Genomic DNA, 21,158 nt, shown 5'->3' with positions numbered 1-21,158 from the left:
CTCCCCGACCCGGGCCGTGATCACCGGGCGCGGTACACCAGCCGCCCGCCGATCACGGTCGCCACGCAGGTCCCGGCACCACGCCGGACCAGTTCGGCGCGGTCCGCGACATCGAACACGGCGAATCGGGCCGGACCGCCCGGCACCAGCTTGGGCAGCAGGATCAGCGGGGTCGGGGACAGCGCCGCCGGGCCCGGCAGGCGGTCCGGGCGTTGTCCCATCGCGAGCCCCGCCCTGCGCACCGCGTCGACCACGGCCCGCGACCGCAGCTCCCCGGCCACCGCCACCGTGCCGTGCGCCAGCATCCGCTGCACCCCGCGCCGTGCGCTCGCGCCGAGGCTGGCCGGGTCGGTGCGGAAGATCTCCCGCGCCCGCTCCCCGCCGATGGGCTCGGTACCGAGGGCATCGGCCTCGCGCGGGTCGGGATGGTACGTGGCCTCCAGCAGCTCCGGACCGTACGGGTTCAGCAGTCCCGGCGTCAGGATGCCGGGCCAGCGCCGCACCCGCGCCCGCGGGTCGGCGTCGGCCAGTTCCTGGTACTGACCGACGGCGGCGACGGACGCCCCGTCGACCAGAACGGCCGTCTCGGGCGACCGTTCGGCAACGTGAAGTGTCAACACGGAACGCCTGGCCGGCTCTAGTTGGGCGCCAGCAGCTTCAGTTCGGGGTGGGCCGTGCCGCCCTCGATCGCCGTGGACGAGATGTGGGACATCACCCGCTCGTCGACGGGGTCGTTCGCCGGGTCGTCGTGGACGACCAGGTGCTCGTAGGTCGTGGCGCGCTGCGCCGGGACCCGCCCCGCCTTCCTGATCAGGTCGATGATCTCCAGGCGGTTGGAGCGGTGCTTGGCACCGGCCGAGGAGACCACGTTCTCCTCGAGCATGATCGAGCCGAGGTCGTCCGCGCCGTAGTGCAGCGACAGCTGGCCGACCTCCTTGCCCGTGGTCAGCCAGGAACCCTGGATGTGCTGGACGTTGTCGAGGAAGAGGCGGGCGATCGCGATCATCCGCAGGTACTCGAAGAGGGTGGCCTGGGTGCGGCCCTTCAGGTGGTTGTTCTCGGGCTGGTACGTGTACGGGATGAAGGCGCGGAAGCCGCCCGTGCGGTCCTGTACGTCACGGATCATCCGCAGGTGCTCGATGCGCTCGGCGTTCGTCTCACCCGTGCCCATGAGCATCGTGGACGTCGACTCCACACCCAGCCGGTGCGCGGTCTCCATGATCTCCAGCCAGCGCTCGCCGCTCTCCTTCAGCGGGGCGATGGCCTTGCGGGGCCGCTCGGGGAGCAGTTCCGCGCCGGCGCCGGCGAAGGAGTCGAGGCCCGCCTCGTGGATCCGGGTGATGGCCTCCTCGACCGACACACCGGAGATACGGGCCATGTGCTCGACCTCAGACGCGCCGAGGGAGTGGATGACGAGCTGCGGGAAGGCGTCCTTGATGGCCTTGAAGTGCTTCTCGTAGTACTCGACGCCGTAGTCCGGGTGGTGGCCGCCCTGGAACATGATCTGGGTGCCGCCCAGCTCGACGGTCTCCGCGCAGCGGCGCAGGATGTCGTCGAGGTCGCGGGTCCAGCCCTTGTCCTTGTCCTTGGGGGCCGCGTAGAAGGCGCAGAACTTGCACGCCGTGACACACACGTTCGTGTAGTTGATGTTCCGCTCGATGATGTACGTGGCGATGTGCTCGATACCGGCGTACTTCCGCCGCCGTACGGCGTCGGCGGCGGCGCCCAGCGCGTGCAGCGGGGCATCCCGGTAGAGGTCGAGCGCCTCCTCGGGCGTGATGCGTCCGCCCGCTGCGGCTCGGTCGAGCACGGACTGGAGGTCGGCCTTCTCGGTCACCGGGCGTCCCTTTCGTCAAGGGGTGTGGACGGACTGACTCAGCCTACGCCAGCGGTTTCACCATGCAGACGTCAGGCCGCGTACGCGCCGATCAGCAGCCCGGCGAAGGCACCGGCCAGCAGGAAGGGCCCGAAGGGGATCGCGGTCTTGCGGCCCGCCCGCCGTACGAGGACGAGGGCTCCGCCGTACAGCGCGCCGAGCAGGAAACCGGCGAAGGCGCCGAGCAGGACCGTGGACCAGCCGTACCAGCCGAGTACGGCACCCATGCCGACGGCCAGCTTCACATCACCGAAGCCCATGCCGGCCGGGTTGATGAGGAACAACATGAAATAGCCGACGCCGAGGGCCACAGCGCCGTACACCGCGGTGGACCAGTGACCGGCGTGCTCGGGCAGCAGTGCGGCAAGGCCCAGGAGGGCGAGCGCGGACGCGGCCAGGGGCAGGGTCAGCGGGTCGGGCAGCCGGTGCACCCGGAAGTCGACGACGGCCAGCAGCACCCCGACCGGCGCGAGCAGCAGCCAGACCGCCAGCTCGGGGCGGGTGCCGGTGGCGGTGGCGAGGGTGGCGCAGGTCAGGGCGGTGGCGAGGGAAGCGGGGAGGGCGGCGGTGGGGGGTACGCCCGTGCCGCGGGCCTCTCCCCCGCAGGCGCCGCACGCGATCCGGCCGATCCAGCCGCGGATCGGATGGCCGTCCGGGCAGCGGTCCCGCCAGGGTTCACCGGCCGGTACGGCGAAGCGGTAGGCGGCGCGGGGCAGCAGCGCGCCCACGAGCGCACCCCACAGCGCGGCGACGGCGGCCAGCGCCCCTGTGCTCATCCGGTCCCCCCGCTCCCCGTCCCGCGCGCCGTGCTCATCCGACCTTCGACAGGCGCGCCACCGGGTTGCCCTCGGCGGAACTGTCCGACGTGAACCTCAGGTCGTCGCCGACCGGGGTCAACTCGACCTGGTGCGGGGTGGGTACGCAGTGGCCGGGGTTGTCCTTTGCGCCGGTCGAGGTCGCGAGGACCTGGGTCTTCGTCACCTTCTTCAGGGTGAGGACGTCGGTGCACACGCCGCCGATCTGGTCGGTCTGCCGGAGCTGTCCCAGCTCCTTTCCTACGGCGGCCTGATGGACGGTGAGCCGGAAGGTGCCCTCGGGCAGACTGCCGCCGAGGCCGGTGGCCTGTCCTTCCCAGGTACCGAGGTAGCCGGCCGGGATGGCGCCGGGCTGGTCACTTCGGCCGGTGGGGCCGCCGGAGGACTCGCTCGGCGCCGGGGAGACCGAGGGGCGGCCGCCGCCCACGCTCTTGCCGCTGCCGTCCTGTTGGGCCCAGGGTTGCAGCAGTACGCCGAGCCCCAGTCCTCCTGCTGCCAGAGCACCGGCGACGGCCAGCACCACCGTGCAGCTCAGCCGGCGCCCACGGCCGCCCTCGGCCGGCGCGGAGGCCGCCGCCACGCTGACGGAAAGCCGGCCCTGCGGCACCGCGTCACGCTGCGCGGGCACGACGGTCGGCGCCGCGGAGGAAGCCCCGGAGGAAGTCCCGTCCACGACGCCGGTCGCCGGCCCCGAGGAGGCGTTCTGCGGGGTGCCGTTGCTCGGGACGGAGGGGTTCTGGGGGCCGCCGAGGTCTGCGGTGGAGGGGTGCTGTGGGCCGCCGCCGTGGCGTGGATGCGAGGGGTGTTGCGGGTCGCCGTGGGGCGGCCCCGAGGGGTGTTGCGGGTCGCCGAAGGGCCAGGCAGGAACCCCTGGTCCGCCAACCGGCGTAGAAAGGGCCTCTGAATTCATCACCGGCGCAGGCCCGAACACCCCGGCTCCCGTGAACGAGTTCGGCTCGGCCGGAGGAGGGGCGGAGGCAGAGCCCTGGACCGGGCCCGCACCCGAAGCCGGGGCGGAGCCCGCAACCCCGGACGGCCCCGAAGCCGGCTCCGGACCCGGTGTCGAACCCGAAGCCGACCCCAGACCCGGCCGCGAACCCGGAGCCGAGGCCGGCCCCGCCCCCGACCCCCGGGTCGAAGGCCCCGTCTCCGCCGGGCTGTCGAAGGCCACCGGCCCCGAGTGCGCCGCCTCCCCCGTGTCCAGGTTCAGCAGGCGTACCGCGCTCCGGCTGACCTGTTCCACCAGGGGCCCCGGGAGCCAGCCGCCGGTGACCAGTCGGGTGGCGCCCTCGGGAGCGAGCCGGTGGCTCACCTCGGCGGGGGTGGGGCGGGAGGCGGGGTCCTTGGCCAGGCAGGCAGCGGCCGTCTCGCGCAACTCCCCTTCCAGGAAGCCCAGTTCTGGCTCCTCGTGGACCACCTTGTAGAGCAGCGCGGCGGACGTGTCCCCCCGGAACGGCGGTTCGCCGGTCGCCGCGTAGGCCAGCACCGCGCCGAGGGAGAAGACGTCGGACGCGCCCGTGGCGCCCTTGCCGAGGATCTGTTCGGGTGCCATGTAGCCCGGGGAGCCGATGGACACGCCGGTGGACGTCAGGGACGCCGTGCCGTCCATGGCCCGGGCGATGCCGAAGTCGATCAGCAGCGGTCCGTCCAGGGTCAGCAGGACGTTGGAGGGCTTCACGTCCCGGTGGACCAGACCCAGGTCGTGTACGGCGGTCAGCGCCTCGGCGAGGCCCGCGCCCAGGGCCCGTACGGTGTGGGCGGGCAGCGGGCCGGTGTCGGTGACGGCCGCGGCGAGGGACGGGCCGGCCGCGTAGGCCGTGGCGACCCAGGGCACCGGGGCCTCCGGGTCCGCGTCCAGGACGGGTGCGGTCCAGGCACCGCCGACCCGGCGGGCGGCCGCCACCTCGCGCCGGAAGCGGGCGCGGAACTCCTCGTCCAGCGCGAAGTGCGGGTGCACGATCTTCACGGCGACGGTACGGCCGCCCGCGCTGCGGCCGAGGTAGACCCGGCCCATGCCACCGGAGCCGAGCCGGCCGAGCAGCCGGTAGGGCCCGACGATGGCCGGCTCGTCCGCGTCCAGCGGCTGCATGACGTGCTCCCCCCGACCCACATCCAGTGGTGAGCAGCCTAGTGACGCCTTCTCACGTCCGCAGCAGGTCCACCTTCACATCCGCCGGGAAGCCGGTCGTCGGGCCGACCCGGCGGGCGAACTCGGCGACGGCCGCCAGTTGGGAGGTGCCGAAGCTGAAGTCGAGGGTGGTGAAGTACTGAGCCAGGGTCGCCTCGTCGAAGGCCTCCCAGCGGGCCGCCTGTTCGGCGACCTTGCCGACCTCCTCCAGGGAGAGGTTGCGGGAGGCGAGGAACGCCTCGTGGACCTGGCGGGTGATGTCCGGCTCGCGCTCCGCGTAGTCGCGTCGGGCCGCCCAGACCGCGAAGACGAACGGCAGGCCGGTCCACTCCTTCCAGAGCGCGCCGAGGTCGTGCACCTCGAGGCCGTAGCGCGGGCCGTCCAGCAGGTTCGCGCGCAGCGCCGCGTCGCCGATCAGGACCGCCGCCTCGGCCTCCTGCATCATCAGGCTGAGGTCGGGCGGGCAGGTGTAGTAGTCGGGCGCCACGTCGTAGCGCTCGGCGAGCAGGAGCTGGGCGAGGCGGACCGAGGTGCGGGAGGTCGAGCCGAGGGCGACCCGGGCGCCGTGCAGGCGGTCGAGCGGGACCTGCGAGACGATCACGCAGGACATCACCGGGCCGTCGCAGCCGACGGCGATGTCCGGGAAGGCCACCAAGTCGTCGGCGTTGCGCAGGAACTCGACCAGGGTGACGGGGCCGATGTCGAGATCGCCGCGCACGAGCTGCTCACTGAGCTTCTCGGGGGTGTCCTTGGTGAGCTCGAAGTCGAGTAGGGTGCCGGTTCTCGCGAGCCCCCAGTACAGGGGCAGGCAGTTCAGGAACTGGATGTGGCCGACGCGCGGCCGGGTGCGAGCATTGTCCACATCGCGAGACTAGACCCCGTCCGGTACGGTGCCGGGACCGGCCCCACCGCCGTCGCGCCGTCAAATGGCCTAGCGAGGGTTCAAACATCCGGGTGACGTGATCTTGACCTCTATTGCTTTCGGGCGCCCGCGTGCTAGGCTCGCCGCAAGTTGCAGTTTGGTTTCCCTTGCAGTACAGAGCCTGCGGAGCATGTGACCGCGGGCTCTCGTCGTTTTCAGACGAATGCAGTTGTGCAGCACCGTTTCGCACGTGCAGGTTCTGGAGCAGGGCAACCCTTTGTGAGCCCAAGGAGGGCTTATGGCTACCGGAACCGTGAAGTGGTTCAACGCCGAAAAGGGCTTTGGCTTCATCGCCCAGGAGGGCGGCGGCCCCGACGTCTTCGTTCACTACTCCGCGATCAACGCCTCCGGCTTCCGCTCCCTCGAGGAGAACCAGCAGGTGAGCTTTGACGTGACGCAGGGCCCGAAGGGTCCGCAGGCGGAGAACGTCACCCCCGTCTGATCACTGCCTGATCGCAGAACCTGAGAGAAGTACCCAAGGAGCCCCGCGCCGTTCCGGCGACGGGGCTCCTGCCTTTCCGGCCGCGCCGCGTGTGAATTCTGGGCGAATTCCCGGCGTTCGCCGCGCGTGTTACGCGTGCTGCTACGTGTGCTGCATGACGAGGACGAAGGTCGTGCCCGGCTCCAGCGCCTCGTACGAGTGCGGAACGTCACCCCTATAGGTCATGTAATCCCCGGGGCCGAGTTCTGCTTCCTCCCCCGCCGGACCCGCCTTCACCCGGCCCGAGCCGACGATCAGATGCTCGACCGTGCCGGGAATGTGCGGTTCGGACGTGCGGGCCGCGCCGGGCTCCGCGCGCAGGCGGTAGATGTCCCGCCGGGCCCCGGGAGGGCTGGCGGACAGCAGGGTGGCGACATAGTTCGCCTGTCGCGAGGCGACCTCCGGACCCTCGCCGGCGCGGATCACCTGGACCTGCGGCGCGGGCGGCTCGACCAGCGCGCTGAACGGCACCCCCAGCGCGACCGCGAGCGCCCAGAGCGTCTCCACGTTCGGATTGCCGCTCGCCGCCTCCAGCTGGGAGAGCGTGGACTTCGCGATTCCGGCCCGTTTGGCCAGCTCGGACAGGGACAGGCCGGTGCGGGCGCGCTCGCGCCTGAGCGATGCGGCGATCCACTCCAGCGGGAGCCGGGCGGGGGTCCGGGGAGGCGGCTCGGCCATGTTGTTCGCTCCATCGGTACGATCGTTCGGCTTGACGGACAGGCGTCTCACGTTCCAGTGTAGGAAACATGCGTTCGGTACAGCGAACACCCGATGACATGTCCCTGGTACGTGACAGCTCGCTCGTCTGGCTCGCCAGCGGCATCGTCGGCGTCTCCTTCGGCGCCGTATCGGTCGCCGGTGGGCTGCCGGTGTGGGTGCCCGTGGTGATGTCCCTGGTGGTGTACGCCGGCTCGGCCCAGTTCAGCGCGGTGGGGGTGCTGCTCGCCGGGGGCGGGCCGGTCGCCGCCGCGGCGACGGGGCTGCTGCTCAACACCCGCACGGCCGCGTTCGGTCTGGCGGTGGCGGACATCATCGGCACCGGCCGTGCGAGCCGTCTGCTCGGCGCGCACCTGGTCACCGACGAGACGGTGGCCTTCGCCCTCGCCCAGTCCGATCCGGTACGGCAGCGGAGGGCGTTCTGGATCTCCGGGCTCGGTCTGTTCGCCGTGTGGAACACCGGGGTGCTGGCGGGCGCGCTCGCCGGGGGCGCGCTGGGGGACACGGCCCGGTACGGCCTCGACGCCGCGTTTCCCGCAGTACTGGTGGCACTGGTGCTGCCCCAGCTGCGGGCGGATGCGACGGTTCGGCGGTGCGCCCTGCTCGGCGCGGTCGTCGCGCTCGCGGTGACGCCCGCCGTACCCGCCGGGGTGCCGGTGCTGCTCGCACTGGCGGGGCTCTTCCTGCACCGCCGCCGGCCCGTGGAGGCCGCCGCATGAACGCCTCGGTCGTCGTGATCCTCGCACTGGCCCTGGGCACCTACGCCTTCCGGCTGGTGGGACTGGTACTGCACGGGCGGGTCGAAATACCGGCGCGGGCCCAGGAACTGGCCTCGGCGGGGGCGGTGGTGCTGCTCGTCGCCCTGCTGGCCACCGGCGCGCTGACGGAGTCCGGCGGCTTCGCGGGCTGGGCCCGCCCCGCCGGAGTCCTGGCCGGCGGGGTCCTGGCGTGGCGGCGCGCGCCTTTCGTGGTCGTGGTGCTCGGCGCGGCCGCGACAACCGCGCTGCTGCGGCTGGCCGGGGCGGGCTAGGCCGCATTGCGGCTTGTCGAGGGCCTGGCGCCGACCGGGCTGCGACATCCGTCATGACCCCCGTCATGGGTGTGACGGTCAGCAGCCCCGCGTCCAGGCACTGTCCGGACCGATCGTGACGCCGTGCCATGCGATATAGCCAACCGCCGCGACACAGTAGTTCGCCGTGCCCGTCACGCCAACGGGGCCGGCCTGGTAAGCGTATTTACCTTGGTCGTAGCCACCAGCAGCGACGCTGTGGCATTGCTGACCCTCACCCGACGTCTGTGAACATCGCATGATGTAGACCCAGGTGTCAGTGGCAACGCCGTAGGAGCGACCACGGTGATAGAAACAGGCGCTGTTGGTGCCGCCGTTGCTGCTGTTGTAGTAGATGGTCAGCTCGCCGATCACACCTTCTCCGGGGTAGGAGAAGGACTCGCTGTAGGTGATGGTGCCGGAGCAGGAAGTGGCGGCCTGCGCGGGAGTGGAGATGAGCAGGTTGGCACCTATGAGGGTGGCCAGAGTGGTGAGCAGGACCAAGGCGCGACGAGAGAGGCGCATGCGGTTCCCTTCTGAGACAAGCGATTAGCCAGGAATTTTGTGGATCACGCTAGCGGTCACCGTGCGCGCTGCCCCCTCGGCCAATTTCCCTGATGAAACGTCAACTTGTGCTCACAGCAGAGACCATCTGGTGCTGGTCGCGACACTCCGGCCCGAGGCGCAGCATCCGCCGCTCAAACCGTCCAGCCGGGTCACGACATCCGCCAGGGAAGGGGCAGGCGCGTAGAGGGCTCAGTCACGCTGGTACAACGTCCGCATCGGCGACGACCAGCTCGAAGGACAGCCACCTTAAAGAGCCTGTCGGTGCGGGCCGGTACGGTCCCCTCCCATGACCGACAGGACCGACTTCCTCACCGCCACCCGCACCTTCTACGACACCATCGCCGAGGACTACGCCGACCGCTTCCGCAACCCGCTCGCCGACAGGCCGCTGGAGCGGGCGCTGCTCGGCGCGTTCGCCGAACTGGTCGGCCCGGCCGGGCTCGTGGCCGACCTCGGCTGCGGGCCCGGCGAGGTCACGGCCCATCTCGCGAGCCTGGGCCTGACCGTGTTCGGCCTCGACCTCTCCGAGTCGATGCTCGCCATCGCCCGCCGTGAGCATCCCGCTCTGCGGTTCGAGCAGGGGTCGATGCTGGAGTTGCCCTGTGCCGACGGTGCGCTCGCCGGGGTCGTCTCCTGGTACTCCAGCATCCACACACCTGTGGACGAACTTCCTGCGCTGTTCGCCGAGTTCCACCGCGTGCTGGCTCCCGGCGGTCATCTCCTGCTCGCCTTCCAGGCGGGCGACGAGGCGCTCCACCTGGCTGAGCCGTGGGGGCATCCGGTGACGCTGGACTTCGAGCGACGCCGCCCCGAGTTCATGACGGAGCTGCTGACCGACGGCGGTTTCGCCCTCCAAGCAGGCACCGTTCGCGAACAGGACGTTGCGCGGGCGGAGTCAGCACCGCAGGCGTTCCTGCTCGCCCGGAAGAAAGCCTGACCGGACGGTCTGGGCCGGACTCCCGCTCAGCCCGCCGCAGCACCCGCAGCGGCCGCGCCCCGGAACTCCGCGACGGTGCGGGCGAAGGCCCGTGCCGGAGGGCTGAGGGAGTCCCAGCGGCGGACGGCCCAGCCGACGGGCAGGGGGCGCAGGCCGGGCAGCGGGACCAGTCGTAGCTCGCCCCCTCCCGGGATCGGTAGCCCCGGTACGGCGGGGACGACCGCCCGGCCCACCCCCAGCTCGGCCAGCAGCAGTGCCGTGTCCCAGTCGGCGACGCTCGTGTCGTAGGCGAAGCGGACGCCCAGTTCGGCGCAGGCCGCGTCCAGGTGGACGGCGGAGGTGGAGTTCGGGGGCAGCCGGATCAGACGGATCCCCGCCAGGTCGGCCGCGTCGAGGCGGGGCCGACCGGCGAGGGGGTCGTCCGCGCCGACGGCGAGCACCCAGGGCAGTTCGGCGACCGTCCGCTGCTCGATGCCCCGGACCGGGGAGCCGACGGTGATCCAGGCCAGGTCGAGGGTGCCGTCGGCCAGGGCGTCGAAGGTGCCGCGCCCCGAACTGACCGTGCGGAACTCCAGGTTGACCTCGGGGTGGCGGCGGCGGAAGGCGACCACCGCCTGGGACATGAAGTGCCGGACGGTGGTGGCACCGGTGGCGACGCTGACGTGCCCGCTGTGGCCGTCGACCAGGTCGCGCAGTTGCCGTACGGCGAGGTCGAGCCCCGAGATTCCCTCGGCCGCGGCGGCCTCCAGTATGCGCCCGGCCTGCGTGGGTACCACGCCTCGCGGTTGCCGTTCCAGCAGCGCGACCCCCGTCTCCCGCTCCAGCCGCCGCACGTGCTGGCTGACGGCGGACTGGGTGCAGCCGAGGTCCCTGGCGACGGAACTGAGGCTGCCGGCGCGGCACACGGCCACGAACACACGGAGGTCGTCGAGGGTCATAACTCCCAAGTTAACGCTTGGGGTTGGTGAGGAAACCCAAGGATTGACTGGAATCAGGGGCCGTACGAGGATCGATACCGGGCCACGGCCGACCCAGGCGGCAACCCGCTTCGCGCGCGAGGAGCGGGTGCCGACCTTCAGGGGCCGGTGGCCGGGCCGTACAGGCCCTCCACCTCGCTCGCGAAGTCGGTCATGATCTGCTCGCGGCGGAGCTTCATCGACGGGGTCAGGTGACCGGCCTCCTCGGTGAAGTCCCGGGGCAGTACGGCGAACCGGCGGATGGACTCCGGGCGGGAGAGGAGCTTGTTGGCCTCGTCCATCGCGCGCTGCAGGACGGCCTCCAGCTCCGGGTCGCCGACGAGGAGCTCCGGGGGCACCGGGTGCTTGCCGATCATCTGCCGCCAGTGGGTGACGCCGTCGACGTCGAGGGTGATCAGCGCGGCCACGTACGGGCGGGCGTCGCCGACCAGCATCACCTGGGAGATCAGCGGGTGCTGGCGCAGCCAGTTCTCCAGCGGGGCCGGGGCCACCGACTTGCCGCCCGCCGTGATCAGCAGTTCCTTCTTGCGGCCGGTGATGGTGAGGTAGCCCTCGTCGTCCAGTTCGCCGATGTCGCCGGTGGACAGCCAGCCGTCCCGGGTCGCGGGCACGACTCCCCCGGCCTGCGGATCCCAGTAGCCGCGCAGGACGTGGTCGCCGGAGACGAGGATCTCGCCGTCGGCGGCGATGCGGACGCGGGTGCCGGGCAGCGGCCAGCCGACCGTGCCCAGGCGGGGTTTGAGGGGTGGGGTGACGGTGGTGGCGGCGGTGGTCTCGGTCAGGCCGTAGCCCTCGAAGATCTCGATGCCGGCACCGGCGTAGAAGGCGGCCAGGCGCCGGCCGAGCGGGGAGCCGCCGCAGATGGCGTACCGGACGCGACCGCCCATGGCGGCCCGGATCTTGCGGTAGACCAGCGGGTCGTGGAAGGCGCGGGCCGTCTTCAGGGAGCGGCTCGGGCCGCCGCCGGTGCCGGTCTGCCGGGACTCCAGCGCCTCGCCGTAGCGGACGGCGACCGCCGCGGCCCGGTCGAAGGCGGCGACCCGGCCGCCCGACTCGGCCTTCGCGCGGGCCGAGTTGTACACCTTCTCCAGCATGTACGGGATGGTCAGCAGGCAGGTCGGCCGGAAGGCGGCGAGGTCGGGCAGCAGGTCCTCGGCGGCGAGGCTCGGCGCGTGGCCGAGGCGGACGCGGGCCCGGACGCAGGCGATGGCCACCATGCGGCCGAATACATGGGACATCGGCAGGAAGAGGAGGACGGACGGCTCCTCGTCCTGGCCCTTGAAGACCGGGTGGAGCAGTTCGATGGCGTTGTCGACCTCGGCGAAGAAGTTGCCGTGGGAGAGGGCGCAGCCCTTGGGACGGCCGGTGGTGCCCGAGGTGTAGATGAGGGTGGCGAGGGTGTCGGGGCCCAGCATGCCGCGCCGTACGGCCACTTCGCCGTCCGGCACCTGCACGCCGGCCTCGGCGAGCCGGGTCACGTGGTCCTTGTCCATCACCCACAGATGGCGCAGGTCGGGCAGGTGCTGGAGTTCGGGGCCGAGGGCGGAGGCCTGGGCGGTGGTCTCGGTGATCAGGGCGACCGCGCCGGAGTCGTGCAGGATCCACCGGGTCTGGAAGACGGACGAGGTCGGGTAGATCGGCACGGTGACCAGGCCGGCGGCCCAGGCGGCGAAGTCGAGGAGGGTCCACTCGTACGTCGTACGGGCCATGACGGCGAGTCGGTCGCCCGGCACCAGGCCTTCGGCGATCAGTCCCTTGGCCACGGCGAGGACCTGTTCGGCGAAGTGCGCGGCCGTCACGTCCGCCCAGCGGCCGTCGGGCAGCCGGCGGCTGAGCACGGTGTGGGCGGGGGCGGTCCCGGCGTTGTCGAACGGCAGGTCCGCGAGCGAGCCGTGTTTCACCGGGGGCGCGAACGGCGGTACGGACACCTCCCGTACGGCGCCGTCCAGGCGCTGGACCCAGGGCTCCACGAGGACCGGCCGGCCGTCGTAGTCGGTGGCGGAGACGGGGGTGCCGGAGGAGACGGGGGCGTTCGGGAACGGGGTGGACACGGGCGGCTCCTCTGGCGGACATGCACCTGCGGTGGTCCCTCATAGATACGGAGAAAGGGGTTACCGCTGGTTAGGCAGGTGATCGTACGGGTCCGCTGTGAGGGGATCGTGCGGGTTCGGGGAGGGTCCGGGGCCGGGGGTGTGCAGCCTCGGGGTCTGTGTGACGGGGGCTCATGTTCGCCCGTGGCTCTCGAGTTGGGACCGTACCGTAGACTTACCGGCGGTAACCTTACTCCAGAGTAAGCACATGGGAGCTGGGCATGGTGGGTGAGTTGCTGCATCTCACGGGCGGCGTGTTGCGCTCCCCCTTCAAACGGCCCTCCCCCGAGGCGGACTTCCCCCGAGAGCGGCTGGTGCTGCCCGGGGTGCGGGTCGACCAGGACCGGCTGGCCGCCTACGAGCGGGTGTGCGGCTTTCCCACCGGCGACAGCGCCCTCCCGGTCACCTATCCCCATGTCCTCGGCTTTCCGGCGGCCATGCGGCTGATGAGCGACGGGGCGTTCCCGCTGCCGCTGCTGGGCCTCGTCCACACCTCGATCGAGATCACCCGGCACACCTCCCTTCCGGCGACCGGGGAGTACGAACTCGCCGTGCACATCGCGGGACTGGCCCCGCACCGGCGCGGCACGCAGGCCACGGTGGTCACCGCGATGCGGGCCGGCGGGGAGGTCGTATGGGAGTCGCGCAGCACGTACCTCGCGCGGCATCGCACCGACCGGCCCGCCGGACCCCGGAAAGAGCAGCCGGCCCCGCTGCCCGTCGCCGCCGAGTGGCGGCTCGCCGAGGACGTGGGCCGGCGGTACGGCGCCGCCTCCGGCGACCGCAACCCCATCCACCTGTACCCGCTCACCGCCCGCCTCTTCGGCTTCCCACGGGCCGTCGCGCACGGCATGTGGACGGTGGCCCGCTGCCTGGCCGCCCACGGCACGGGCGGCTCCGCCGTGGTGCGGGCGGAGTTCCGGGCACCGGTGCTGTTGCCGGGGACGGTGGCCTACGGGGCGGACGGGTCTGGGCGGTTCGAGTTGCGGGGTGCGGGGGGTCGGGTTCACCTGCTTGGAGAGGTACGGGCGCTTTCGGGCTGAGCGCCGTTGGGGGCTCTCGCCGTTGCCGGGTGCGGGTGTGCGGTGGGTTGCCCGCTCCCCTAGGCATCTCCGGCAGGCGGAGTCCAAGAATGGCCGGACATCAAGGTGCCCAGACCCGACCAGGCGAAGTTCATCAGGGTCGTCGCCGCCTGCCGGGCGGTGACTCCCGGCGTGGTGTTGGCCCACGCGGCCAGCGACTCCGCCGCGCCCACCAGTGCCTCCGCCAGCCCCGCGACCTCGTGTTCGGGAAGGTCGGGGTCCCGGTGTGCCTCGCGGGCCGCGACCGCCACCAGGCGGGTCACGAAGGCGACGATCTCGCGGCGCATCGCGGCGACCTCGGTCGCGAAGGGGTCGCCGTGGGTGCGGGCCTGCAGGTGCAGCACGGACCAGGCGTCGGGGTGCTCGGCGGTGTGCGCGAAGAACGCCTTCAGGCCGTCCCACAGCTGGCGGTCGGCGGGCAGGTCCGTGCGCACCCCGGCGCGGACGGCCTCCGTCAGGGCGGTGGCCTCGCGCCGGATGCAGGCGGTGAAGAGGTCTTCCTTGGAGTTCAGGTACAGGTAGACCAGGGGCTTGGAGACGCCGGCGAGCTCGGCTATCTCGTCCATGGAGGCGGCCATGTAGCCGCGTTGCCCGAAAATGCGTACGGCGGCGTCGAGCATCTGCTGCTCCCGCACCGCACGCGGCATTCGTTTGGTCTTCGCCCCACCCATGAGGGCAAGACTAGTTGGACGCGGCTGCCCCGCCCTGCGTCCTCGCGACGTCGTCGGCGCCGTCCTCCTGGCTGCGGTTGGCCTCCAGGTTGGCCTTCATCCGGTCGACCCTGGTCACGATCCGCACCGAGGCCCGGTCCCGCTCCTTGCGCAGCACCACCCAGCTGATCGGCGCCGACAGGATCAGGGCGAGCAGCAACACCCACAGGCCGTTGGAACTGCCGAAGCCTCGCGGGAAGATCCCGGAGTAGACGGCTCCCCAGACGACCACGAGGCAGCCGGCGAAGACGCCGAGGCGCATCAGTGTGTAGCGGAGCATCTCAATCCAGTCGTCCGATTCCAAAAGGGGTCGTCGTCCAGTGAAGCACGGACGGGAAGGGATCTTGCAGCGGGGTCAGTGGAGGGGGTGCAGCATGATGATGTCGTCGCGGTCGTCGCCGGGCGCCACCCGGATGGCGCCGGGTATGCGGCCGACCTCCTTGTATCCGCAGGAGCCGTAGAACCGCTCCAGGCCGAGACCGCCCCGGCAGGTCAGCCGGATCGCGTCGACGCCGTCGAAGGTGCGGGCCGCGTCCGCGGCGGCCGCCAGCAGGTCACGGCCGTACCCCTTGCCCTGGTGGCTCGGGTGGACCATCACCGTGTACAGCCACACCCAGTGCGTCTGGAGCCGGTGGGTGTTGAAGGCGAAGAACGCGGTCGCGGCCGGCTCGCCGGTCTCGTCGCAGCCGACGAGCAGCCGGTGCCGGCCCTCGGCCATGCCCACGAAGTGCTTCACCAGTTCCGGCCGGACGTCCTCCCGGCTCACCGGCGGCACGAAGCCCACGGCGCCGCCCGCGTTGGACACGTCCGTCCACAGGTCGAGAATGCCGTCGCGCAGGGCCGGGGTGATGGCGGGGTCCAACGTGAAAGTAAGTGGCATAGGGCCACTGTATCTATTACCCGAGGGCGCGTGCAGCCACTTTCAGGTCGGCGACGAGCCCCTGGTACGCGGCCTTCCTGTCCTCGTCGTCCTGTGCCCGAAGCACCGAGGACGGGTGCACGGTCGGCACCAGCCGCTCGGGTCGCCCGTGGATCTCCCGCTCCAGCACGGTCCCGCGCACCTCGCCCACCCGGAACGACGAACCCAGCAGCGCCTTCCCGGCCGTCGCGCCCAGCACCACGATCAGCTCGGGCTCGACCAGCGCCAGCTCCGCCGCGAGCCAGGGTCCGCAGGCGGTCATCTCCCTCAGGCTCGGCGCCTTGTGGATACGGCGCTTGCGCGGTTCGGCCTGCGTGAACTTGAAGTGCTTGACGGCGTTGGTCACATAGGCGTCGCCGGGGTCGATACCGGCTTCCGCGAGCGCCTTGTCCAGCATCCGGCCGGCGGGCCCGACGAAGGGTCTGCCCTGCCGGTCCTCCTGGTCGCCGGGCTGTTCACCGACGAGCATCACGCGCGCGTGCGCGTTGCCGGCGCCGAACACCGTCTGCGTGGCGTTCTCGTGCAGGGGGCAACCCCGGCAGCCGGCCGCAGCCTTGCGCAGGGCGGTGAGACTGGCGCCCTCCGGCACGAAGGGCTCCGCCGTGTAGGCGTCCTCGGGGGCAGTCGTACGGGAACTCACCGCCACCGGGTACCCCTGAGGACGCCGTGTTCACCAACCCGGTCGGGGTGGGAGGGAAGACCTCACACCCGCATCGGCTGGGGGGACTCCCTGCGCGCCGGGTCCGGGCCGTCGTACTCCCGGATGATCTCGTACCGCGTGTTCCGCTCCACCGGGCGGAAGCCCGCGTCGCGGATGAGTTCCAGCAGGTCCTCGCGGGTCAGCTTGTTCGGCGTGCCGAAGTTGTCCGCGTCGTGGGTGATCTTGTACTCGACGACCGAGCCGTCCATGTCGTCCGCGCCGTGCTGGAGGGCCAGCTGGGCGGTCTGCACGCCGTGCATCACCCAGAAGACCTTCACGTGCGGGACGTTGTCGAACAGCAGGCGGGAGACCGCGAAGGTCTTCAGGGCCTCCGCGCCGGTCGCCATCTGGGTGCGGGCCTGAAGGCGGTTGCGGATCTTGCCGTCCTTCATGTCCACGAAGTCGTGCTGGTAGCGCAGCGGGATGAAGACCTGGAAGCCGTTCGTCTCGTCCTGCAGCTCGCGCAGGCGCAGGACGTGGTCGACGCGGTGGCGGGGCTCCTCGATGTGGCCGTAGAGCATGGTGCACGGGGTCTTCAGACCCTTCTCGTGCGCCAGGCGGTGGATGCGGGACCAGTCCTCCCAGTGGGTGCGGTGGTCCACGATGTGCTGCCGGACCTCCCAGTCGAAGATCTCCGCGCCGCCGCCGGTGAGCGACTCCAGGCCCGCGTCGATCAGCTCGTCCAGGATCTCCGAGGCGGACAGACCGCTGATCGTCTCGAAGTGGTGGATCTCCGTCGCCGTGAAGGCCTTCAGGGAGACGTTCGGCAGGGCGGCCTTCAGCTCGCGCAGGGAGCGCGGGTAGTAGCGCCACGGCAGGTTCGGGTGCAGGCCGTTGACGATGTGCAGCTCGGTGAGGTTCTCCGACTCCATCGACTTGGCGAGCTTCACGGCCTCCTCGATGCGCATCGTGTACGCGTCCTTCTCCCCCGGCTTGCGCTGGAAGGAGCAGTAGGCGCAGGAGGCCGTGCACACGTTGGTCATGTTGAGGTGCCGGTTGACGTTGAAGTGCACCACGTCGCCGTTCTTGCGGGTGCGCACCTCGTGGGCGAGGCCACCGAGCCAGGCCAGGTCGTCCGACTCGTACAGCGCGATGCCGTCCTCGCGGGTCAGCCGCTCACCGGAGCGGACCTTCTCCTCCAGCTCGCGCTTGAGCCCGACGTCCATGCCACACGCCCTTTCTACGACAGCTCGCCCCACGGTATCCCTAGACCTCTTCGGGCAGCTCCCCGACCCGGTTCTCCCACTTGGTGGAGAGCACGATGGTGGTACGGGTCCGGGAGACGCCCTTGGTGCCGGACAGCCGGCGGATGATCTTCTCCAGGCCGTCCACGTCCGTCGCCCGCACCTTGAGCATGTAGGAGTCGTCGCCGGCGATGAACCAGCAGTCCTCGATCTCCGACAGGTCCCGCAGCCGCTGGGCGACGTCCTCGTGGTCGGCGGCGTCGGAGAGCGAGATGCCGATCAGTGCGACGACGCCGAGGCCGAGGGAGGCCGCGTCCACCGTGGCGCGGTAGCCGGTGATGACACCGGCCGCCTCGAGACGGTTGATGCGGTCGGTGACGCTGGGGCCCGACAGGCCGACGAGGCGCCCCAGCTCTGCGTACGAGGCCCGGCCGTTCTCCCTCAGGGCCTGGATGAGCTGCCTGTCCACCGCGTCCATGCGATCGAAGCCTTCCGCTGAAGAGGTCTGAAGAGGTCTGAAGAGGTCTGAAGAGGTCTAGGAGATCTGAAGGGTCTTGAGAGGTCTGGAGAAGTTCCGGGAGTGCTGAGAGGTACTGCTTGTGCGCTACTGGTCCGTGCCGCCGCCCAGTTCGCCCTTCCAGCGCCGGTACAGGCCGTGCCCGACGCCCGCCGCGTCCAGCACCCGCCCGGCGACGAAGTCCACCAGGTCCTGGATGTGGGTGGCGCCCGCGTAGAAGGCGGGCGAGGCCGGTACGACGCTCGCTCCGGCGTCGTCCAGCGCCACGAGGTGCCTCAGGGTCTGGCCGTTCAGCGGGGTCTCGCGTACGGCCACGACCAGGGGGCGGCGCTCCTTGAGGGTGACGCTCGCCGCCCGCTGCAGCAGATCCTTGGACAGGCCCAGCGCGACGCCCGCGACACAGGCCGTGGAGGCGGGCACGATCAGCATCCCCTTCGCCGGGTACGACCCCGAGGACGGCCCGGCCGCGAGGTCGCCCGCGCTCCAGTACCGCATCCCGCTGATGTCCACGTCGAAGGTCCCGGGCTTGCCGTCGGCCCCCCGGGCCAGCCATTCCCGCAGGTCGTCCTGCCAGTGGGCGTCCCGGAAGGAGATGCCCGTCTCGTCCAGCAGGGTCAGCCGCGAGGCCCGGCTGACCACCAGGTCGACGGCCTCCCCCGCCCCCAGCAGCGCGCGCAGCACGGCCGCCGCATACGGCGTCCCGGAAGCACCGGAAACCCCCACGATCCAAGGCACGCGCTGCGATTCTCCTGCGTTCACACTTTGAGCGTACCGGCGGACCGGACCGTCAGACGGTCAGCCCCCGCACCAGCAGGTCGAGCAGCGCGCACACGAACAGGGCGATGCCGATGAATCCGTTGACGCTGAAGAAGGCCCTGTTCAGGCGGGAGAGGTCGTGCGGCCGGACGATCGAGTGCTCGTAGAGGAACGCACCCGCGACGATCAGCAGGCCGAACCAGAAGAAAACACCCGCGCCGGTGACGACGCCGTACCAGACGAACAGGGCCGTGGTGATCGTGTGGCAGGCACGCGCGCCCCAGATCGCGGCCGGGATGCCGAAGCGGGCCGGTACCGACATGACGCCGATCTCGCGGTCGGTCTCGACGTCCTGGCAGGCGTAGATCAGGTCGAAGCCGCCGATCCAGACGCCGACGGCCAGGCCGAGGACGGCCGCGTCCCAGTTCCAGGTCCCGGAGACGGCCAGCCAGCCGCCCACCGGGCCCATCGCCTGGGCGAGACCCAGGATCGCCTGCGGGAAGTTCGTGAACCGTTTGCCGTAGGGGTAGACCACCATGGGGATCACCGCCACCGGCGCCAGGGCCAGGCACAGCGGGTTCAGCAGGGCCGCCGCACCGAGGAAGACCACCAGGGCGATCAGGGCGCCGGTCCACGCGTGGCGGACCGACATGGCCCCGGTGACGAGCTCGCGGTGAGCCGTACGGGGGTTCCGGGCGTCGATCTCGCGGTCGATGATCCGGTTGACCGCCATCGCGAACGTGCGCAGGCCGACCATGCAGACGGTGACCAGCAGCAGCCGGCCCCAGTGGATGTTCCTGTCCCACTCGTACATCGCCGTGAGCGAGGCGATGTACGCGAAGGGCAGCGCGAAGACCGAGTGCTCGATCATCACCAGGCGCAGAAAGGCCTTCGTGCGTCCCGGCTGGGGGATCGCGGCGGAAGCGCTGCTCACAGGCCGTACTCCTTCCAGCGGCGGTCCACCAGGGCCGCCGTAGCCGGGTCCGACAGGACCATGTCCGGCCAGCCCCCGTCGCGGGTGTAGCCCTCCTCGGGCCACTTCTTCGTCGCGTCGATCCCCGCCTTGCCGCCCCAGAACTGCTGGTAGGAAGCGTGGTCGAGATGGTCGACGGGGCCTTCGACGACCGTGAGGTCACGGGCGTAGTCGGTGTTGCCGAGGGCCCGCCAGGCGACCTCGTGCAGATCGTGCACGTCGCAGTCGGCGTCCACGACCACGATCAGCTTGGTCAGGGACATCATGTGCGCCCCCCAGATCGCGTGCATCACCTTCTGCGCGTGCTTGGGGTACTTCTTGTCGATCGAGACGATCGCGCAGTTGTGGAAGCCGCCGGCCTCGGGCAGGTGGTAGTCCACGATGTCCGGGACGATGATCTTCAGCAGGGGGAGGAAGAAGCGCTCCGTCGCCCTGCCCAGCGGCCCGTCCTCCGTCGGCGGGCGGCCGACCACGATCGACTGCAGCAGCGGCCGCTTCCGCATCGTCACGCAGTCGATCTTCAGTGCGGGGAACGGCTCCTGCGGGGTGTAGAAGCCGGTGTGGTCGCCGAAGGGGCCCTCGGGCAGCATCTCGCCCGGCTCCAGCCAGCCCTCCAGGACGACCTCGGCGTTCGCCGGCACCTGGAGCGGGACGGTCTTGCAGTCGACCATCTCGATCCGCCTGCCCGCGATGAACCCGGCGAACAGGTACTCGTCGATGTCGCCGGGGAGCGGGGCGGTGGAGGCGTAGGTGACGGCCGGGGGGCAGCCGAAGGCGATGGCGACGGGCAGCCGCTCGCCCCTTCGGGCGGCCACCTGGTAGTGGTTGCGGCTGTCCTTGTGGATCTGCCAGTGCATGCCGATGGTGCGCCGGTCGTGCCGCTGCAGGCGGTACAGCCCGAGGTTGCGGATGCCGGTCTCGGGGTCCTTGGTGTGCGTCAGCCCCAGGTTGAAGAAGGAGCCGCCGTCCTTGGGCCAGGTGAACAGCGCCGGGAGCCGGTCGAGGTCCACCTCGTCACCGTGCAGGACGACCTCCTGCACCGGGGCCTCCTTGACCTTCCTCGGCGGCACGTGGGTCATCGCGCCGAGCTTGCCGAAGGCCTCGCGCACGCCCACGAAGCCGTGCGGCAGCTCGGGCCGCAGCAGGCCGCCGATCTTCTCGGAGATCTCGCCGTACGACTTGAGGCCGAGCGCCTTCAGCAGGCGGCGGTCGGTGCCGAAGACGTTCATGGCTAGCGGCATCGCCGAGCCCTTCACGTTCTCGAAGAGCAGGGCGGGTCCACCGGACTTCTGCACCCGGTCGACGATCTCCCCGACTTCCAGATACGGGTCGACCTCGGCCTTGATGCGCTTGAGGTCGCCCTCGCGCTCCAGCGCCCGCAGCAGGGAGCGAAGATCGTCGTAAGCCATGTGTCCCAGTATCTGCCACCCGTTACTCTGGCCCGGTCACCGGGGCCGTCTCACTTCGTCGGGGGATCGCACGCCATGCTCAGGTATCTGCCGTTCCTGCTGGTCCTGGCCCTGTGGATCCATGCCTTCGTGGACTGCCTGAACACCCCGGAAGAGGAGGTGCGGCACCTGCCGAAGGTGATGTGGGTGATCATCATCCTGCTCTTCGGCGAGGTCCTGGTCGGCCCGGTGGCCTGGCTGATCACCGGCCGGGCGCGGCAGACGGTCCCGGCGGGCGGTGCCACGCCCGGGCAGTGGGTCGCACCCGACGACAACCCCGAGTTCCTCAAGTCCCTGAACAAGGACGATCC

The 21,158-nt window shown here is 71.0% G+C and carries 23 protein-coding genes and 1 pseudogene; 6 read left to right on the top strand and 18 right to left on the bottom strand.

Features of this window, described 5'->3' with window-relative positions; genetic code table 11:
* Positions 1 to 20 precede the first annotated feature (20 nt).
* The 5 genes from LMU33_RS34795 to LMU33_RS34775 form a co-directional block, all read right to left on the bottom strand.
* Positions 21 to 620, bottom strand: coding sequence for a hypothetical protein (locus LMU33_RS34795; RefSeq protein ID WP_228624969.1), 600 nt, complete (start codon positions 618 to 620; stop codon positions 21 to 23).
* Positions 621 to 637: 17 nt separating this feature from the next.
* Positions 638 to 1,837, bottom strand: coding sequence for a cyclic dehypoxanthinyl futalosine synthase (mqnC, locus tag LMU33_RS34790; RefSeq protein ID WP_228624968.1), 1,200 nt, complete (start codon positions 1,835 to 1,837; stop codon positions 638 to 640).
* A 71-nt stretch (positions 1,838 to 1,908) separates the two neighbouring features.
* Positions 1,909 to 2,652 carry a prepilin peptidase gene (locus tag LMU33_RS34785; protein WP_228624966.1) on the bottom strand — a complete coding sequence of 248 codons (744 nt, stop codon included), beginning with the start codon at positions 2,650 to 2,652 and terminating at the stop codon, positions 1,909 to 1,911.
* 34 nt (positions 2,653 to 2,686) lie between these two features.
* Complete coding sequence (locus LMU33_RS34780) at positions 2,687 to 4,780, bottom strand: serine/threonine-protein kinase (RefSeq protein WP_228624964.1); 2,094 nt, start codon at positions 4,778 to 4,780, stop codon at positions 2,687 to 2,689.
* 52 nt (positions 4,781 to 4,832) lie between these two features.
* Entirely contained in the window at positions 4,833 to 5,681 is an 849-nt protein-coding gene (locus LMU33_RS34775) for a menaquinone biosynthetic enzyme MqnA/MqnD family protein (protein ID WP_228624962.1), read from the bottom strand.
* Between the two features lie 298 nt (positions 5,682 to 5,979).
* Here LMU33_RS34775 and LMU33_RS34770 point away from each other — a divergent pair, with 298 nt between their 5' ends.
* Positions 5,980 to 6,183: a cold-shock protein gene (locus LMU33_RS34770; protein ID WP_003992177.1), complete on the top strand. Its 204-nt coding sequence runs from the start codon at positions 5,980 to 5,982 to the stop codon at positions 6,181 to 6,183.
* Positions 6,184 to 6,324: 141 nt separating this feature from the next.
* On the opposite strand, the gene LMU33_RS34765 is transcribed toward LMU33_RS34770, so the two are convergent.
* Positions 6,325 to 6,900 carry a helix-turn-helix domain-containing protein gene (locus tag LMU33_RS34765; RefSeq protein WP_228624960.1) on the bottom strand — a complete coding sequence of 192 codons (576 nt, stop codon included), beginning with the start codon at positions 6,898 to 6,900 and terminating at the stop codon, positions 6,325 to 6,327.
* Positions 6,901 to 6,968: 68 nt separating this feature from the next.
* On the opposite strand from LMU33_RS34765, the gene LMU33_RS34760 reads away from it, so the two are divergent.
* Positions 6,969 to 7,658, top strand: coding sequence for an AzlC family ABC transporter permease (locus LMU33_RS34760; RefSeq protein WP_372478113.1), 690 nt, complete (start codon positions 6,969 to 6,971; stop codon positions 7,656 to 7,658).
* A complete protein-coding gene (locus LMU33_RS34755) occupies positions 7,655 to 7,969 on the top strand; it encodes an AzlD domain-containing protein (protein WP_228624956.1) in 315 nt (104 codons plus the stop codon). Before LMU33_RS34760 ends, LMU33_RS34755 begins: the two co-directional genes overlap by 4 nt.
* Before the next feature lie 78 nt (positions 7,970 to 8,047).
* Here LMU33_RS34755 and LMU33_RS34750 read toward each other — a convergent pair whose 3' ends face one another.
* Entirely contained in the window at positions 8,048 to 8,512 is a 465-nt protein-coding gene (locus LMU33_RS34750; RefSeq protein WP_228624954.1) for a hypothetical protein, read from the bottom strand.
* A gap of 328 nt (positions 8,513 to 8,840) precedes the next feature.
* On the opposite strand from LMU33_RS34750, the gene LMU33_RS34745 reads away from it, so the two are divergent.
* Complete coding sequence (locus LMU33_RS34745) at positions 8,841 to 9,491, top strand: class I SAM-dependent methyltransferase (protein ID WP_228624952.1); 651 nt, start codon at positions 8,841 to 8,843, stop codon at positions 9,489 to 9,491.
* Positions 9,492 to 9,517: 26 nt separating this feature from the next.
* Here the strand turns inward: LMU33_RS34745 and LMU33_RS34740 are convergent, their stop codons facing one another.
* Both LMU33_RS34740 and LMU33_RS34735 read right to left on the bottom strand, forming a co-directional pair.
* On the bottom strand, positions 9,518 to 10,429 hold the full coding sequence (locus LMU33_RS34740) for a LysR family transcriptional regulator (RefSeq protein ID WP_228624950.1): 912 nt from the start codon (positions 10,427 to 10,429) through the stop codon (positions 9,518 to 9,520).
* Positions 10,430 to 10,566: 137 nt separating this feature from the next.
* A complete protein-coding gene (locus LMU33_RS34735; RefSeq protein ID WP_372478112.1) occupies positions 10,567 to 12,519 on the bottom strand; it encodes an AMP-dependent synthetase/ligase in 1,953 nt (650 codons plus the stop codon).
* A 260-nt stretch (positions 12,520 to 12,779) separates the two neighbouring features.
* On the opposite strand from LMU33_RS34735, the gene LMU33_RS34730 reads away from it, so the two are divergent.
* Positions 12,780 to 13,601: a MaoC family dehydratase gene (locus LMU33_RS34730; protein ID WP_228624948.1), complete on the top strand. Its 822-nt coding sequence runs from the start codon at positions 12,780 to 12,782 to the stop codon at positions 13,599 to 13,601.
* Positions 13,602 to 13,660: 59 nt separating this feature from the next.
* Here LMU33_RS34730 and LMU33_RS34725 read toward each other — a convergent pair whose 3' ends face one another.
* The 9 genes from LMU33_RS34725 to LMU33_RS34685 all read right to left on the bottom strand — a co-directional run bounded on the left by LMU33_RS34725 (position 13,661) and on the right by LMU33_RS34685 (position 20,808).
* Entirely contained in the window at positions 13,661 to 14,311 is a 651-nt protein-coding gene (locus LMU33_RS34725) for a TetR/AcrR family transcriptional regulator (RefSeq protein ID WP_228624946.1), read from the bottom strand.
* A gap of 10 nt (positions 14,312 to 14,321) precedes the next feature.
* Positions 14,322 to 14,630 carry a DUF4229 domain-containing protein gene (locus LMU33_RS34720; protein ID WP_228624944.1) on the bottom strand — a complete coding sequence of 103 codons (309 nt, stop codon included), beginning with the start codon at positions 14,628 to 14,630 and terminating at the stop codon, positions 14,322 to 14,324.
* Positions 14,631 to 14,705: 75 nt separating this feature from the next.
* Positions 14,706 to 15,230, bottom strand: coding sequence for a GNAT family N-acetyltransferase (locus tag LMU33_RS34715; RefSeq protein WP_228624942.1), 525 nt, complete (start codon positions 15,228 to 15,230; stop codon positions 14,706 to 14,708).
* A 16-nt stretch (positions 15,231 to 15,246) separates the two neighbouring features.
* A complete protein-coding gene (locus LMU33_RS34710; RefSeq protein ID WP_228624940.1) occupies positions 15,247 to 15,909 on the bottom strand; it encodes a UdgX family uracil-DNA binding protein in 663 nt (220 codons plus the stop codon).
* A gap of 62 nt (positions 15,910 to 15,971) precedes the next feature.
* Positions 15,972 to 17,135 (bottom strand): aminofutalosine synthase MqnE, encoded by a 1,164-nt coding sequence (mqnE, locus tag LMU33_RS34705; RefSeq protein ID WP_228624938.1) that lies wholly within the window; start codon positions 17,133 to 17,135, stop codon positions 15,972 to 15,974.
* 40 nt (positions 17,136 to 17,175) lie between these two features.
* Entirely contained in the window at positions 17,176 to 17,631 is a 456-nt protein-coding gene (locus LMU33_RS34700) for an Lrp/AsnC family transcriptional regulator (protein WP_228624936.1), read from the bottom strand.
* 126 nt (positions 17,632 to 17,757) lie between these two features.
* On the bottom strand, positions 17,758 to 18,429 hold the full coding sequence (locus tag LMU33_RS34695) for a UbiX family flavin prenyltransferase (protein ID WP_504967726.1): 672 nt from the start codon (positions 18,427 to 18,429) through the stop codon (positions 17,758 to 17,760).
* Between the two features lie 28 nt (positions 18,430 to 18,457).
* The gene (gene mqnP, locus LMU33_RS34690; protein ID WP_228624933.1) at positions 18,458 to 19,360 is read right to left on the bottom strand and encodes a menaquinone biosynthesis prenyltransferase MqnP; all 903 of its coding nucleotides are present in this window, start codon (positions 19,358 to 19,360) and stop codon (positions 18,458 to 18,460) included.
* Complete coding sequence (locus tag LMU33_RS34685) at positions 19,357 to 20,808, bottom strand: menaquinone biosynthesis decarboxylase (protein WP_228624931.1); 1,452 nt, start codon at positions 20,806 to 20,808, stop codon at positions 19,357 to 19,359. Before LMU33_RS34685 ends, mqnP begins: the two co-directional genes overlap by 4 nt.
* A gap of 75 nt (positions 20,809 to 20,883) precedes the next feature.
* Here LMU33_RS34685 and LMU33_RS34680 point away from each other — a divergent pair.
* Positions 20,884 to 21,156 (top strand): annotated as a pseudogene (locus LMU33_RS34680) (PLD nuclease N-terminal domain-containing protein); the annotation flags it as partial.
* Positions 21,157 to 21,158 lie beyond the last annotated feature (2 nt).

Origin of the sequence: Streptomyces barringtoniae, from assembly GCF_020819595.1 — a bacterium.
GTDB classification, from domain to species: domain Bacteria; phylum Actinomycetota; class Actinomycetes; order Streptomycetales; family Streptomycetaceae; genus Streptomyces; species Streptomyces barringtoniae.
The sequence above is the reverse complement of the archived record's forward strand: the minus strand, read 5'-3'. Positions and strand labels throughout refer to the sequence as shown.